15 protein-coding genes and 1 tRNA gene are annotated in these 14,940 nt (G+C 67.0%); 8 read left to right on the top strand and 8 right to left on the bottom strand.

Annotated elements, in window-relative coordinates; all coding sequences use genetic code 11:
* Positions 1-187: 187 nt before the first annotated feature.
* Both AB4Z48_RS09830 and maiA read left to right on the top strand, forming a co-directional pair.
* The gene (locus AB4Z48_RS09830) at positions 188-889 is read left to right on the top strand and encodes a fumarylacetoacetate hydrolase family protein (protein ID WP_441613731.1); all 702 of its coding nucleotides are present in this window, start codon (positions 188-190) and stop codon (positions 887-889) included.
* 6 nt (positions 890-895) lie between these two features.
* Complete coding sequence (gene maiA, locus AB4Z48_RS09825) at positions 896-1,540, top strand: maleylacetoacetate isomerase (RefSeq protein WP_441613824.1); 645 nt, start codon at positions 896-898, stop codon at positions 1,538-1,540.
* A 78-nt stretch (positions 1,541-1,618) separates the two neighbouring features.
* On the opposite strand, the gene ftsY is transcribed toward maiA, so the two are convergent.
* Entirely contained in the window at positions 1,619-2,782 is a 1,164-nt protein-coding gene (gene ftsY / locus AB4Z48_RS09820; protein ID WP_441613730.1) for a signal recognition particle-docking protein FtsY, read from the bottom strand.
* Positions 2,783-2,842: 60 nt separating this feature from the next.
* Here ftsY and AB4Z48_RS09815 point away from each other — a divergent pair, with 60 nt between their 5' ends.
* The 5 genes from AB4Z48_RS09815 (at position 2,843) to AB4Z48_RS09795 (ending at position 7,464) form a co-directional block, all read left to right on the top strand.
* Complete coding sequence (locus AB4Z48_RS09815) at positions 2,843-4,369, top strand: M16 family metallopeptidase (protein WP_441613729.1); 1,527 nt, start codon at positions 2,843-2,845, stop codon at positions 4,367-4,369.
* Positions 4,370-4,388: 19 nt separating this feature from the next.
* Positions 4,389-5,750, top strand: a complete 1,362-nt coding sequence (locus AB4Z48_RS09810) for a M16 family metallopeptidase (protein WP_441613728.1) — start codon at positions 4,389-4,391, stop codon at positions 5,748-5,750.
* Between the two features lie 55 nt (positions 5,751-5,805).
* On the top strand, positions 5,806-6,435 hold the full coding sequence (rsmD, locus tag AB4Z48_RS09805) for a 16S rRNA (guanine(966)-N(2))-methyltransferase RsmD (protein ID WP_441613727.1): 630 nt from the start codon (positions 5,806-5,808) through the stop codon (positions 6,433-6,435).
* 214 nt (positions 6,436-6,649) lie between these two features.
* Positions 6,650-7,135 carry a pantetheine-phosphate adenylyltransferase gene (gene coaD, locus AB4Z48_RS09800; protein WP_441613726.1) on the top strand — a complete coding sequence of 162 codons (486 nt, stop codon included), beginning with the start codon at positions 6,650-6,652 and terminating at the stop codon, positions 7,133-7,135.
* 68 nt (positions 7,136-7,203) lie between these two features.
* Positions 7,204-7,464, top strand: a complete 261-nt coding sequence (locus tag AB4Z48_RS09795; RefSeq protein ID WP_441613725.1) for a YfhL family 4Fe-4S dicluster ferredoxin — start codon at positions 7,204-7,206, stop codon at positions 7,462-7,464.
* A 90-nt stretch (positions 7,465-7,554) separates the two neighbouring features.
* On the opposite strand, the gene pth is transcribed toward AB4Z48_RS09795, so the two are convergent.
* The 7 genes from pth to AB4Z48_RS09760 all read right to left on the bottom strand — a co-directional run bounded on the left by pth (position 7,555) and on the right by AB4Z48_RS09760 (position 13,640).
* Positions 7,555-8,148, bottom strand: a complete 594-nt coding sequence (gene pth / locus AB4Z48_RS09790) for an aminoacyl-tRNA hydrolase (RefSeq protein ID WP_441613724.1) — start codon at positions 8,146-8,148, stop codon at positions 7,555-7,557.
* Between the two features lie 147 nt (positions 8,149-8,295).
* Positions 8,296-8,901, bottom strand: a complete 606-nt coding sequence (locus AB4Z48_RS09785; RefSeq protein WP_441613723.1) for a 50S ribosomal protein L25/general stress protein Ctc — start codon at positions 8,899-8,901, stop codon at positions 8,296-8,298.
* Between the two features lie 104 nt (positions 8,902-9,005).
* Positions 9,006-9,959: a ribose-phosphate pyrophosphokinase gene (locus AB4Z48_RS09780; RefSeq protein ID WP_441613722.1), complete on the bottom strand. Its 954-nt coding sequence runs from the start codon at positions 9,957-9,959 to the stop codon at positions 9,006-9,008.
* Positions 9,960-10,058: 99 nt separating this feature from the next.
* A tRNA-Gln gene (locus AB4Z48_RS09775) sits at positions 10,059-10,135 on the bottom strand.
* Between the two features lie 59 nt (positions 10,136-10,194).
* On the bottom strand, positions 10,195-11,073 hold the full coding sequence (gene ispE, locus AB4Z48_RS09770) for a 4-(cytidine 5'-diphospho)-2-C-methyl-D-erythritol kinase (protein WP_441613721.1): 879 nt from the start codon (positions 11,071-11,073) through the stop codon (positions 10,195-10,197).
* Entirely contained in the window at positions 11,070-11,666 is a 597-nt protein-coding gene (lolB, locus tag AB4Z48_RS09765; RefSeq protein WP_441613720.1) for a lipoprotein insertase outer membrane protein LolB, read from the bottom strand. The genes ispE and lolB overlap by 4 nt, the downstream gene beginning before the upstream one ends.
* 114 nt (positions 11,667-11,780) lie before the next feature.
* Positions 11,781-13,640, bottom strand: a complete 1,860-nt coding sequence (locus AB4Z48_RS09760) for a tetratricopeptide repeat protein (protein ID WP_441613719.1) — start codon at positions 13,638-13,640, stop codon at positions 11,781-11,783.
* A 176-nt stretch (positions 13,641-13,816) separates the two neighbouring features.
* Between AB4Z48_RS09760 and mutM the strand changes: the two genes are divergently transcribed.
* Positions 13,817-14,740 carry a bifunctional DNA-formamidopyrimidine glycosylase/DNA-(apurinic or apyrimidinic site) lyase gene (mutM, locus tag AB4Z48_RS09755; protein WP_441613718.1) on the top strand — a complete coding sequence of 308 codons (924 nt, stop codon included), beginning with the start codon at positions 13,817-13,819 and terminating at the stop codon, positions 14,738-14,740.
* The last annotated feature ends 200 nt before the right edge of the window (positions 14,741-14,940 follow it).

Genomic DNA, 14,940 nt, shown 5'->3' with positions numbered 1-14,940 from the left:
GCGTCGGGACTTGCCATGCAAGATCCGCGCCGACTACGTCTTTATTGTATTGCGGGGTTTCCCGCATTCAATGTCCGCCGGCGTACAAGCCCGAAGGGGGCGGTGTATGCTATTGCCCTGCTGCGCGGCAGGGCGTCTGCCGGCAACGCGCGGCCTGACAAACACAGTACAAAGTCTGGAGAGTTGGATGACCGAATTCGTATTCGCCCCGCCCGCGCCCACCGGCGTGCCCGTGCGCGGCGGCAGCGCGCAGTTCCCGGTGCGCCGGGTCTACTGCGTGGGCCGCAACTATGCCGCCCACGCCCGTGAAATGGGTTCGGACCCCGACCGTGAACCGCCGTTCTTCTTCTGCAAGCCCGCCGACGCGGTGAGCTATGTGGCCGACGGCACCGAAGGCAGCTTCCCGTACCCGCAGGGCACCAGCAACTGCCACTACGAGATCGAACTGGTGGTCGCCATCGGCAAGGGCGGCAAGGACATTGCCGAGGCCCACGCCGCCAGCCACGTGTTCGGCTACGCCATCGGCCTGGACATGACGCGCCGCGACCTGCAGAACGAATCGAAAAAGACCGGCCGCCCCTGGGAAACCGGCAAGGCTTTCGACAAGTCTGCACCGATCGGTCCGATCGTGCCGGTGTCCGCCATCGGCCATCCGGAAAAGGGCGCTGTCACGCTGGCCGTCAACGGCGCCGAAAAGCAGCGCGGCGACCTCTCCGACCTGATCTGGTCGGTGCCGGAAATGGTGTCCTATCTTTCGCGCCTGTTCGAGCTGCATCCCGGCGACCTGATCTACAGCGGCACGCCCGAAGGCGTGGGCGCGGTGGTGAAGGGCGACGTCATGCAGGGCAAGATCGAAGGCCTGGGCGAGCTCATCGTCAAGGTGGTCTAGCCCATGCTGAAGCTCTACAGCTACTTCCGTAGCTCGGCTTCGTACCGGGTGCGCATCGCGCTGAACCTGAAGGGTTTGCCGTACGACTACGTGCCCGTACATCTGCTGCGCGAGGGTGGCCAGCAGCTCCAGCCCGCCTACCGCACGCTCAATCCCGATGCGCTGGTGCCGACCCTGCTCGACGACGATCAGGTCGTGATGCAGTCGATCGCGATGGTGGAGTACCTCGACGAAACGCATCCCGAGCCGCCGCTGCTGCCCGGCAGCGCGCTCGACCGCGCCTATATCCGCGCGGTGGCGTTCGAGGTTGCCTGCGAGATCCATCCGCTCAACAACCTGCGCGTGCTGAAGTACCTCAAGCACACGCTGGGCGTGGCGGAAGAGGCCAAGGACGCGTGGTACCGCCACTGGGTCGAGCTGGGTTTCGAGGCGGTCAACACCAACCTGGCGCGTTCCGGCAAGGCAGGCCGCTTCTGCTTTGGCGACACGCCGACGCTGGCCGATGTCTGCCTGGTGCCGCAGGTCTTCAACGCGCAGCGCTTCAATATCGACGTGAGCCGCTATCCGGCGATCGCCAAGGCGTTCGATGCGTGCATGGCGCTGCCGGCTTTCCAGCAGGCCGAGCCGAAGGCGCAGCCGGACGCGGAGTAGCGCGCCGGCAGTTCAGGCGGCCGTATGAAAAAGCCCCGCAAGCGATTGCGGGGCTTTTTTTTCCGCCGGCGCGGGTGTTCAGCCCAGCAGGGCTTCCGCGAACTCGTCGGCCCTGAACGGCTGCAGGTCCTCGACCTTCTCGCCCACGCCGATGAAGTAGACCGGCACCGGGCGCTGCCGCGCGATCGCGGCGAGGATGCCGCCCTTGGCGGTGCCGTCGAGCTTGGTCACGATCAGCCCGGTGAGATTCAGCGCGTCGTCGAACGCCTTGACCTGCGCCAGTGCGTTCTGCCCGGTGTTGGCGTCGATCACCAGCAGCGATTCGTGGGGCGCGCTCGGCATGGCCTTGGCGATTACGCGCTTGACCTTCTTGAGCTCCTCCATCAGGTGCAGCTGCGTCGGCAGGCGTCCGGCGGTATCGGCCATCACGATATCGATCCCGCGCGCGCGCGCCGCGTTGACCGCGTCGAAGATCACGGCGGCCGGGTCGCCGCTCTCCTGCGAGACGACCGTCACGTTGTTGCGTTCTCCCCAGATCGTCAGCTGTTCGCGCGCGGCGGCGCGGAAGGTGTCGCCCGCGGCCAGCAGCACGGACTGCCCGTAGCTCTGGAAATGCTTGCAGAGCTTGCCGATGCTGGTGGTCTTGCCGGCGCCGTTGACGCCCGCGATCATCATCACCATTGGCTGTTCGCGCCCCAGCTCCATGGTCTTCTCGAGCGGGCGCAGCAGGTTGGTGAGCAGCTCGCGCAGCGCAGTCTTGACGCCTTCGGAGGTCTCGATACGCTCGCTCTTGACGCGCCGGCGCAGCTCGCCCAGCAGGTATTCGGTGGCCTCAACTCCCGCGTCAGCCATCAGCAGCGCGGTTTCCAGCTCCTCGAACAGGGCTTCGTCGACCTTCACGCCGACGAACAGCGTGCCCAGGTTGCGGCTGGTCTTGGACAGCCCCGTGCGCAGGCGCTGTACCCAGCCACGCCTGGCCTCCTGGCTGGCGGCCGGAGGCGGTGTCAGGACCATTTCCTCGCCAGCGGGTGGCTCGGGCAGCCTTGCCGCCGGCATGGGAACCGGCGCCGGGGCGGGGGCCGCCACGGGTAGCGCAGGGGCCACCGGAGCCGCCACCGGGGCTGCATTCGGGGTCGGCGCGGGCGCCGTTACCGGGGCCGGTGCGGCCGCGGGCGCGGGGCTTGGCGCCTCGACTGGCGCACCGGCCGGCTCGGCCTTGCGCTTCTTCCAGAAACTAAACATTGGGAAAGGGGTCAATACCCCGGTAGAATCAATCGCCAAAATTCTAGCAGACGGGGTCGCATGAACCATTGTGCTGTCAGCTCCAGGCCGGGCACCGCCCGTGCCGCATCGCCGGCCGCCGGTGCCGGTGCCAGCCGCGCCGGCGCTTTTGCCCGGCGCCTCCTTCCCGTCCTGCTGATCAGCACCCTGCCCTGGTTTGGCGCGGCCTACGCGCAGACCGGCGTGGTGGCGCCGCCCCTGCCGACCGGCCAGGCCACCGCCTCGCAGAGCGCGGCAGCCGATGCGGCCACCACCGAATTCACGCTGTCCAACGGCATGCGGGTGATCGTCAAGGAAGACCATCGCGCGCCCACCGTGGCCCACCAGATCTGGTATCGCACCGGTGGCATGGACGAGGTCAGCGGCACCACCGGCGTGGCGCACATGCTCGAACACATGATGTTCAAGGGCACGCCCAAGGTCGGCCCAGGCGAATTCTCCAAGCAGATCGCCGCGCTGGGCGGGCGCGAGAACGCCATGACCAACCGCGACTTCACGCTCTACTACCAGCAGATCAGCAAGCAGTACCTGCCGCGCATGATGGAGCTGGAGGCCGACCGCATGGCCAACCTCATCATCAAGAAGGATGAGTTCGAGCGCGAGATGAAGGTGGTGATGGAAGAGCGCCGCCTGCGCACCGATGACTCCGCGCGCGGCACCGTCTACGAGCAGCTGCTGGCTACGGTATTTACCGCGGCGCCTTATCGCCACCCGGTGATCGGCTGGATGGACGACCTCGTCAACATGCGCGTGGAAGACGTGCAGGCCTGGTACCGCGACTGGTACGTGCCCAACAACGCGCTGCTGATCGTCACCGGCGATGTCACCGCGGCCGAAGTCAGGAAACTGGCCGAGCGCACCTATGGCAAGCTCAAGCCGCGCGCGCTGCCGCTGCGCAAGACGCAGCTCGAACCGCTGCAGAAGGGCGTCAAGCGGGTCTGGGTCAAGGCGCCGGCCGAGAACCCCTACGTGGTGATGGCGTACAAGGTGCCGCGCCTGCACGATGTCGACAAGGATGTCGATCCCTACGCGCTGGAAGTCCTGTCGGCCGTGCTCAACGGCTATGACAATGCGCGCCTGACGCGCGACCTGGTGCGCGAGCGGCGCCTGGCCGACGACGTCAACGTCGGCTACGACAGCGTCAACCGCGCCGAATCCATCATCGTGCTCGACGGCACCCCGGCCGCCGGACATACCACCGAGGAGATCGAGCGCGCGCTGCGCGACGAAATCGCCCGCATCGCGCGCGAGGGCGTCTCGCCCGAGGAGCTCAAGCGCGTCAAGGCGCAGGTGGTGGCCGCGCAGATCTACAAGCGCGACTCCGTGTTCGGGCAAGGCATGGAGATCGGCGTGTCGGAGATCTCGGGCATTTCCTGGCGCAAGCTCGACCGCATGCTGGAGCGCATCAAGGAGGTAACGCCGGCCCAGGTGCAGGCGGTGGCAGCAAAGTATTTCAGCGACGACAACCTGACTGTGGCGACGCTGCTGCCCCAGCCGATCGATCCCAACAAGAAGCAGGCACCGGTCGACGCCGGTGCGCTGCGCTGAGTTTCCAAGAGGACCGAAGATGCCTCTCTTTGCCCCGACGATTCCGTCGCCGCGCCTGCTGCGCCGCCTTGCGGGCGTGGCTTGCGGCGCGCTGGTCATGCTTGCCTCGCAGGCCGCGCTGGCGGCCATCCCGATCGAGCAGTGGACCACATCCACCGGCGCGCGCGTCTACTTCGTGCGCAGCCCGTCCATACCCATGCTGGACGTCAACATGGATTTCGACGCTGGCAGCCGCTATGACCCGCCCGGCAAGGCGGGCCTGGCCACGCTCACTTCGGCCCTGCTCGACAAGGGCGCGGCGGCGCAGGACGGCCAGCCTGCCCGCAACGAGGCGCAGGTGGCAGACGCCTTCGCCGATACCGGCGCCGATTTCGGCGGCGCCGCCAGCGGCGACCGCGGCGGCATCGGCCTGCGCACGCTCACCAGCGAGCCGGAGCTGAGCCAGTCGCTGGCGCTCGCCGCGCAGCTGATCAAGGCGCCGGCCTATCCGGATGCCGTGGTCGCGCGCGAGAAGCAGCGCCTGATCACCGCCATCCGCGAAGCCGACACCAAGCCAGGCGTGATTGCCGACAAGATGGTGTCGCGCGCGATCTACCCGGCGCACCCCTATGGCGTTGCGGCCACGGTGGCCTCGGTGGAGTCCATCACGCGGGCCGATCTCGAGCGTTTCTGGCGCGACAATTTCGCCGCGTCGCGCGCCGTCGTGACGCTGATCGGCGCGATCGATCGCAAGCAGGCCGAGACCATCGCCGAGCAGCTCACGCGCGGCCTGCCGCCCGGCGCCACGCCGCCAGCCATGCCGCAGGTTCAGCTCAAGATCGCGGCCAGCGAGCAGCGTGTGCCTCATCCGGCGCAGCAGGCCACGGTGGCGATCGGCCAGCCCGCCATCGCCCGCGGCGACCCGGACTATTTCCCGCTGCTGGTGGGCAACTACGTGCTCGGCGGCGGCGGCTTCAGCTCGCGCCTGACCGACGAGGTGCGCGAGAAGCGCGGCCTGACCTATGGCGTGGACAGCTACTTTGCCCCGGCCAAGCAGGCCGGCCCCTTCGGCATCGGCCTGCAGACCAAGAAGGAGCAGACCAACGAAGCGCTGGCGCTGGTGCGCAAGGTGCTCGCGCAATATGTCGCGGAAGGTCCGACCGACGCCGAGCTCAAGGCCGCCAGGGACAATCTCGTCAACGGCTTTCCGCTGCGTATCGACAGCAACCGCAAGCTGCTGACCAATGTGGCCAATATCGGCTGGTACGGCCTGCCGCTGGACTACCTGGACACCTGGACCGCGCAGATCGGCAAGGTGACGCGCAGCCAGGTGAAGGACGCTTTCCAGCGCCATGTGCATCCGGATGCCATGGCGACCGTGATCGTGGGCGGGCCGGAGTGAGGCTCGCTCCGAGATGCGGCGCGCGGTCGGCGTCCGCAGGCTCTACAATCACGGCATGAATTCGCGTACCCGATCTCCTTCGCCCGCCGCCGGCGGGCCATCCTTAGCTCCTGCGGCGCGGCGCTCGCCCACCCAGGTCCGCATCATCGGCGGCAGGTGGAAGCGCACGCCGCTGCCTGTGCTCGATGCCGAAGGCCTGCGTCCCACCCCCGACCGCGTGCGCGAGACCCTGTTCAACTGGCTCGGCCAGGACATGTCCGGGATGGCCTGTCTCGACCTGTTTGCCGGCTCCGGCGCACTCGGCTTCGAAGCCGCTTCGCGCGGGGCGATGCAGGTCACCATGGTGGAATCCAATCCGCGTGTGGCGAAACAGTTGCGAGACAACCAGTACAGGCTGGATGCCCAGCAGATCCGCATCGTGCAGGGTGATGCTTTCGCAACAGCGGCGCAGATGCCGGCCTCGAGCTTCGATGTGGTCTTCCTGGATCCTCCCTTCGCGCAAGACTGGCTCGGCCCGGCGCTGGAGCATGCGGCCAGGCTGTCGCGCCCGGGTGGCGCGGTCTACGTGGAAACGGACCGGGCCCTGATCGGACCCGACGCGCCAGTGCCGGCCGCGCTGGAGATCGTGCGGCATGCCCGCGCCGGCGCCGTGCACTTCCATTTGCTGCAGCACAAGACGAACTGATCCGCGCGGGCCGGCGCGGCGTGACCGGCCATCGCACGCTAGATGCGGCACCGCCGCGAAACCATCATCCGGCGGCTTCCAAGTGCCGCTTTTAGGGTTACACTACGCCGCTGTCGCCAACGCTCGTCACGCAGCCTTGGCTCCAGCCCTCACCATAGCGGGCGGGGCCAAGCGGTCCATCCAGGACCGGCAACGGGCAGAACAAGGAGGAAGCATGGTCGTCGCGGTCTACCCCGGCACTTTCGATCCAATGACCCGGGGCCACGAGGATCTGGTGCGCAGAGCGTCCAATATCTTCGATGAGCTCGTGGTCGGCGTGGCGCAGAGCCCCAACAAGCGCCCATTCTTTGCACTGGAAGAACGCATCGGAATCGCCCGTGAAGTACTGGGCCACTATCCCAACGTGCGCGTGGAAGGCTTCTCCGGCCTGCTCAAGGATTTCGTCCGCAAGAACAACGCACGGGTGATCGTGCGGGGCCTGCGCGCGGTCTCCGACTTCGAGTACGAGTTCCAGATGGCGGGCATGAACCGCTACCTGTTGCCCGATGTGGAGACCATGTTCCTGACACCGTCGGACCAGTACCAGTTCATCTCCGGCACCTTCGTGCGCGAGATCGCGGTGCTGGGCGGCGACGTCAGCAAGTTCGTGTTTCCTTCGGTGGAGCGCTGGCTTCAGGAGAAGATCGGCAAAGCGGAATAGAATAGAGGCTTGCGACATGCGAACCGCGGCCAGTCGGGCGCGGCACATGTCCAGGTCAAGGAAATTGTATGGCACTGATGATCACCGACGACTGCATCAATTGCGACGTTTGTGAGCCGGAGTGCCCGAACGAAGCCATTTCGATGGGGCCCGAGATCTATGAGATCGACCCCGGCAAATGTACGGAATGCGTCGGACACTTCGATGAACCGCAATGCCAGCAGGTCTGCCCCGTGGCTTGCATCCCGCACGATCCGGCACGGATCGAATCGCGGGATACGCTGATGGAGCGCTACCGCCTGCTGACGGCGGCCAAGCGGGTCGCCTGAGGCGGCTTGCCAGGCTGGCAGCAAAAAACCCCGACACCGGGAGGTGGCGGGGTTTTTTTTGTCTGGCGCCGGCTGCGGTGCGTCCGGAGCCTAGCGTCCCGTGTGCAGCTCGAGCATGGCGCGCTCGCTCTCGCCCCTGGCCAGCAGCGATAGCGGTGCGATGCAGCGGTCGATGGCTTCGTCGATGGCTTGCTGCTCCTCGCGACGCGGTGGCTTGAGCACATAGTTGACCACGTCCTCGCGGCCGCCGGCGCCGCCGGGGGCATTGCGCGGATGCCCCACGCCGAGGCGCAGCCGCCAGTAGTCCTGCGTGGTCAGGTGCGCGGCGATGTCCTTCAGGCCGTTGTGGCCGCCGGCGCCGCCGCCGCGCTTGAGCTTGACGGTGCCGGGCGGCATGTCCATCTCGTCATGGGCCACCAGGATCTCGTCCGGCAGGATCTTGTAGAAGCGCGCCAGCGACACCACCGCCAGCCCGGAGCGGTTCATGAAGGTGGACGGCTTGAGCAGCCAGATCTCCTGGTCCCACAGGCGCGCGCGCGCCGCCAGGCCGTGGAAGCGGCCTTCCACGCGCAGCGTGACGCCGCCCATGCGGGCCAGCTGGTCGACCAGCCAGAAGCCGGCATTGTGGCGGGTGGCTTCGTATTCCGCCCCGGGATTGCCGAGGCCGACGATGAGTTTGATCATGCGTTGCACTACTTGGGTGAGGGCGGCCAGAGGCCAAGCATACGCGAAACCGCTCGCAAACCGGCGAGCGAAAAAAAGCCGCCGGACACGCCGGCGGCTTCTTCTTGCGGTCGCTGCCACGCAGCCAGCAGGCTGCGTTCAGGCAACTCAGGCAGCAGGCGTTTCGCCGCCTTCCTTGGCTTCCGACACGCCGCCGGCCGGCAGCGAGATGCTGGCGATGGCGGGGTTTTCGTCGCCGTGGGTGATGGCGCTCACACCCTTCGGCAGCTTCACGTCCGACAGGTGCAGGGTCTGGCCCAGTTCTGCGCTGGCCAGGTCCACTTCGATGAACTCGGGCAGGTCGGCCGGCAGGCACGACACTTCCAGTTCGTTCAGGATGTGGTTGACGATGCCATGGCCCAGCTTCACGCCGGGGGCGTTTTCCTGGTTCATGAAGTGCAGGGGCACCTTGACGTGGATCTTGTCCGCTGCCGACACGCGCTGGAAGTCGACGTGCAGGACCAGCGGCTTGAACGGGTGCATCTGGAACGCACGCAGCAGGGCCTTCTCAGCCTTGCCTTCCACTTCCAGGTCGAGGATCGACGAGTGGAACGCTTCCTTCTTCAGGGCGTGGAACAGTGCGTTGTGATCCAGTTCGATCATCTTGGGTTCGGCGGCGCCGCCGTAGATGATGCCCGGGGTCTTGCCGGCATTGCGCAGGCGGCGGCTCGCACCCGTTCCCTGTACGCTACGCTCGAAAGCTACTACTTTCATGATGACTCCAAATGTAAGAGGGCTGTCCGCGACCAGACAGCCCGATGAAGCGGCACGCAAAGGCTGATTCGCCCTGGCCTACCGCAGTAAAGCCTTGGATTCTATCAAGAATCCGCAAACAGCGACATGATCGAGTCGCCCTTCACGATCCGCGTGAAGGTCTCGGCCAGCAGCGAAGCGGTCGAGAGCTGGCGGATCTTGCCGGACTGGATGGCGTCGTCGCGCAGCGGAATGGTGTCGCACACCACCACTTCGTCCAGTTCGGAGTCCGCGATGCGGGCAGCCGCGCCGCCCGACAGCACCGGGTGGGTGCAATACGCGAAGACCTTCAGCGCGCCGCGCTCCTTGAGCACCTGGGCCGCCTTGCACAGCGTGCCACCGGTGTCGATCAYGTCGTCCATGATCACGCAATTGCGGCCGTCGACTTCACCGATGATGTTCATCACCTCGGCCACATTGGCCTTGGGGCGACGCTTGTCGATGATGGCCAGGTCGCAGTTCAGCTGCTTGGCCAGCGCACGGGCGCGCACCACGCCGCCGACGTCCGGCGAGACCACCAGCAGATCGCCGTAGTTCTTCTCGCGCAGGTCGCCCAGCAGGACCGGGGAAGCGTAGATGTTGTCGACGGGAATATCGAAGAAGCCCTGGATCTGGTCGGCGTGGAGGTCCATGGTCAGGACGCGCTCGACACCGGCGACTTCCAGCATGTTGGCCACTACCTTGGCCGAGATCGCGACGCGCGCCGAACGCGGGCGGCGGTCCTGGCGGGCATAGCCGAAGTACGGCATGGCCGCGGTGATGCTGCGTGCCGAGGCGCGCTTGAGCGCATCGACCATCACCATCAGTTCCATCAGGTTATCGTTGGTCGGCGCGCAGGTGGACTGCAGCACGATGACGTGCTTGCCGCGAACGTTTTCCTGGATTTCAACTTGGACTTCGCCGTCGGAGAACCGGCCGACCTGGGCTTTCCCGAGCGGGATGCCGAGGTGCTGCACGACAGCCTCCGCGAGTTTGGGGTTGGCGTTGCCGGTAAAAACCATCAAGCCTTCGCTGCTCATTCGGTGCACCTGTCTTGCTGCTGGAGGGGGGAAAGATTGCTGCCGGCTAGTGCCGGCAGCTTTTTCGTGCAGGTCCGTTAGGACACTATAGGAATGTAATGGCAGGGGAAGAAGGATTCGAACCTTCGAATGCCGGAATCAAAATCCGGTGCCTTGACCAACTTGGCGACTCCCCTACACAACCGGGTCCGTCCATCGTCACATACAGCCAGCGTGACGCCGAACGAAAAACTTTCTAAGCGAGTGCTGCGAGCGGGTGGCGCGATAAACTCCGCGCACACTTGCCATCCCATCCGGGAGGCAACCGGTCTAGTACCTGCTGCGCTGTCTGCTCGTCATCAAACCGTGCAAACACGCAGGCTCCGGAACCGGTCATCCTTGCATGGGGACTGAATTGTCTCAGCCATTCAAGGGCTCGGGCAACTTCGCCGAACTTCGCTGTTGCTATCGTTTCCAGATCGTTGCGACCGAAAGCGAATTTGTTTGTGCAAGCAGCGAAGACCGCAATTATGGAGAGGGGCGTATCCCTTGTCAACAGTTTGTCCGAAAAAATTTCTGGAGTAGGGACGTGCTGGCGCGGATGGACGATCACGAACCAGCTGTCGGGCAGTTCCACCGTGGCCAGTTCTTCGCCGATGCCCTGCGCGAAGGCGTTCTCCCCGTGCAGGAAAAACGGTACGTCGGCGCCCAGCGCCAGCCCGATGCGCTTGAGTTCCTCGCGCCCCAGGCCGAGTCCCCACAGGTGGTTCAGGGCCATCAGCGTGGTGGCCGCGTCCGACGAGCCGCCGCCGATGCCTCCGCCCATCGGCAGGCGCTTGTCGATGGCGATGTCGGCGCCGAAGGCGGTGCCGCTGGCCTGCTGCAGCGCGCGCGCCGCGCGCACGATCAGGTCGGAGTCCGCCGGCACGCCGGGCACGTCGGTCACGCGCTCGATGCGGCCGTCGTCGCGGCGGCGGAAGTCCAGCGTGTCGCTCCAGTCCACCAGCTGGAACACGGTTTGCAGCGTGTGATAGCCGTCGGGACGGCGCCCGGTCACATGCAGGAAGAGATTGAGCTTGGCGGGCGCGGGGCAGTTGCGCAGTTCGGGAGGGGGCAGGACGCGTGCGGTATTCATTGGGCTTGCTCCGGGTCGATCACAAGGCGCACCGACAGCGGGCTGCTGTCGCCGTCGCGTGCCAGGTCGATGCGGCGCGGCTGCTGCGCGGCCGACTCCTGCCAGGCGACATAGCGCACGGTCCAGCCGTTCTGCGCCAGCGTGGCGAGGCGCCCGCTGTCGTCGCGGGTGGTGCGCGAGGGGCTGCCCGGCGCGGGCCTGGCGTGCAGCCAGTCGCGCATGCCGGCCACCGGCAGCGAAAAGCCCAGGGCTTGTTCCAGCAAGCTATCCACTTCGGGGGCGTTGCGCGGCGCCTGGTTGGGCAGGTCGAGCGTGGCGCCCGAAGGCGTGGAGGTCACCACGGCCAGGGTCTGGCCCAGCGGCGAGATCAGGTCGAGCCGCACGTTGCGGCCCTGCTCGTGCCACTGGAAGCTGCCCTGCACGCCTTCCTCGCGGCCGTAGCGCACGTAGTTGGCGGCAAAGCGGCCTTTGAGGTCGTGCACCTGGGCGGTCTCGCCGGCATCGAACTGGCGCGTGGGAGTGATGCTGGCACAGGCCGCGAGCCACAGGGGCGCGGTCAGGCCCAGCAGGGCTAGGCGTCGGGAAATGGGCATAGGCATCTTGCGCCCGCGGCGCCACCGCGGGCGCCGGGCCATCCTCCCGGCGCGGGCCGGGAGGACAGGGTGCGGATTATCGAAAGCTGGACGGAAAGGAAGGTGATCGAGGGCTTACTTGGACAGCGCGGAGACCGGCACGTTGTAGCGGCGCAGGGTGTCGATCAGGATCACGTTGTCGGGCTCGATCTTGGCGGCCTCGGTCCAGGTCTTGCGCGCTTCGTCTTGCTGGCCGAGTTGCCACAGGACCTCGCCCAGGTGGGCGCCGATTTCGGCCTCGGGCGCCTTGGCGTAGGCGTTGCGCAGCAGTTCGGCCGCCGGCTGGAGCTGGCCGAGGCGGAACTTGACCCAGGCCAGGCTATCCATGATGTAGGGATCGTCCGGGCCCAGCGCCGAGGCTTTTTCCAGCAATTGCAGGGCTTCGGGCAGGCGCACGTTGCGGTCCGCCAGCGAATAGCCGAGCGCGTTGTAGCCTTGCTTCTGCTCGGGCTGCATGGCGATCACCCGGCGCAGCAGCTTCTCCATGCTGTCGTAGCGCTTCTCGCGCTCGTCGAGCATGGCCAGCTCGTAGACCCAGTCCGGGTTCTCGGGCTCGGCCGCGGAGCGTTCTTCCAGCACCTTGCGGGCACGGTCGTAGGCCTTGGCGTCGATCAGCATGCCGACCTCGGCCTGGCGGATCGCGGTCATGCGCTGGGCGCGCTGGTCGGGCTCGGCAATATCCTCGGCATCGGCCAGCATGTCGTTGAAGACCGCTTGGGCATCGTCGAGCTTGCCCATGCGGCCCAGCAGCTGCGCGCGCTTCACGGCGGCGGCGGGCGCCAGGCGGCTGTCGTCGATCCGGTCGAGCCAGGCCACCGCGGCCGGGTAGTCCTTCTTTTCCTCGGCGATCTGTGCGAGGTACTGGTAGGCGATATCCGGGCTCGCCGAGGGCACCTGCTCGGCCAGCTGCAGGTACTCCTTGAGGTATTGCTCGGCCTCGTCGTAGCGCTTGGACTGCAGGCTGGTCAGCCCGAGCGCGAGCGGCACGCGCGGATCCTTCGGTGCGATCTTGCGCAGCGTCTCGAACTCGGCGCGCGCGGATGGCAGGTCATTCTGCAGCAGGTACAGGCGAGCCAGCGTGATGTGCCCGTTGACCGAAGCCGGCGCCTTGCTGACGAACGACTTCAGGCCGGCGATGGCCTGGTCCGGTGCGGTATCCGCGCGCAGTTCGGCAGCCATCAGCGCCGCGGCTTCGTAGTCTGGCCGGATGCGCTGCGCCTCGTCGAGTTCGGCGAGGGCGCCGGGGATATCGCTGGCGGCTTCCTTGGCCCGGGCCAGTGCCAGGTGGGTTTCGGCCGAGCGCATATCGTCGGCCACCAGGCGCTGCAGCAGGGCCGCGGCGCCGGCGGGATCGCTGGTGCGCGACAATTGCTGCTGCATCTGCAGGACTGCCTCCGGCCGGTGGCTCGGCGGCACGCCATTGAGCTGCAGCGCGAGCAGGGGCTCGGCCTCGTCCCACTTGGCGCTCAGCACCAGCAGGGTGGACAGCACCTGGCGCGCACCGGCCGAGGTCGGCGCGAGTTCGGTCCACAGCCGCGCGGCATCCAGCGCCTGCTGCGCGCTGCGTGCATTGAACGCAATCTCGGTGGCGCGTTGCGCGAAGCGCGGGTCGAGCGTATTGCGGGCCAGTTCCATGTAGGTCTGGTACGCCGGGCCGATCACCCCGCGCTGCACGGAGATTTCCGCGGCCAGCACGCGGTACAGGATATCGCCGGTCAGCGACACGGCCGGCAGCGGCATCCTGGGCGGCAAGGGGCTGGAGCGGATGGGCGCGGGTGCGGCCTCCGCCGCCAGCGTGAGCGGCCGCTTGCCCTCGGCGGGCGCAGCATGGCCGGCGAGCGGCGCCAGGGCACAGACCGCAAGCGCGGCCGCAGCGGTAGCCGCGAGCCTGTGACGCAGGGGCCGCCGGATAAGGGTGGAGTCAGCGGTGGTCATCGTGATACGGTCCAGGCGGTCCGGCATGTGGGGGGGTGCTCCAGCACGCAAAAGCGCAAATGCAATGGGAAAGTTAAAGGCATTGTAGCCTGCCGCTACAATGCCTTGCTTGTCCGCATGGCGCCAGCGTACATGGGGTCTCTGGCGGTTTGAGTGGCGCGCAAGGGAGAGGTTCGATGCCTGAGTTGCCGGAGGTCGAAGTGACCCGGCGCGGCTTGCTGCCGCATGTGGTGGGACGGCGCATCGCCGAGGTGGTGGTTCGTCATCGCGGCTTGCGCTGGCCGGTGGAAGCCGGCCTGGAGGCGCAACTGGCCGGACGCGTGATCGCGCGCATCGAGCGGCGCGGCAAGTACCTGCTGCTGGAATGCGTGCGCGCCGCCGCGGACAGTACTTTGGCGGCGGAGCACGCAGGAGCGCACGCAGTTGCCCCGGCGCCCGCCGGCGACCGCGGCTGGCTGCTGATCCACCTTGGCATGACCGGTACCTTGCGTGTGCTGCCGCAGGCGCCCTCGCCGGGGGCGCACGATCATCTCGACCTGGTCCTTGCCGACCCGCTTGCGCCGGGCGGGGCTGACTCGCTCGTGCTGCGCTTTCGCGATCCGCGCCGTTTTGGTGCGGTGCTGTGGAGCCCGCTCGAAGAGGCCGCGCTGAACACGCATCCGCTGCTGCGCGGGCTCGGCATCGAGCCGTTCGACGAGCGTTTCGACGGGAGCTGGCTCTATCGCCACGGCCGCGGGCGCAGCGCAGCCATCAAGACGGTGCTGCTGGCCGGCGACATCGTGGTCGGCGTGGGCAATATCTACGCGTCGGAAAGCCTGTTCGCCGCCGGCATCCGTCCCACCACGCCGGCCGGCCGGCTGTCGCTGGCGCGCTGCGAGCGGCTCGCGGCGGCCGTGCGGGACACGCTCGCACGCGCCATCGAGCGCGGCGGCAGCACCCTGCGCGACTTCGTCGGCAGCGACGGCAGCAGCGGCTACTTCCAGCTGGACTGCGCCGTGTACGACCGCGCCGGTCATCCATGCCGGGTATGCGGCACCACCATCCGCCAGATCGTCCAGGGGCAGCGCTCCACCTTCTATTGCCCGACCTGCCAGCGTTGAACGGCTTGCGGCTCGCCGCGGCAGGGCGCGCGGAGCAACGCCACGCAGAAGTGGCGTTTTGTTACCTTCCGGAATATGTTGCGCGCGCCCGATGGGCCGGCGCAACACCGGGCGCGCACAGGCGCTTCGAATTTCACAAAAGTGCTTGGGAAACCTGTATCGTCGAGAACGTAAAAAAGTGTTACAGCATCCACAGCCCC

Source organism: Cupriavidus sp. 2TAF22, from assembly GCF_052115045.1.
Classification (GTDB): Bacteria; Pseudomonadota; Gammaproteobacteria; order Burkholderiales; family Burkholderiaceae; genus Cupriavidus.
Note: the sequence above shows the minus strand (reverse complement) of the source record. Positions and strands in the feature narration are given on the sequence as shown.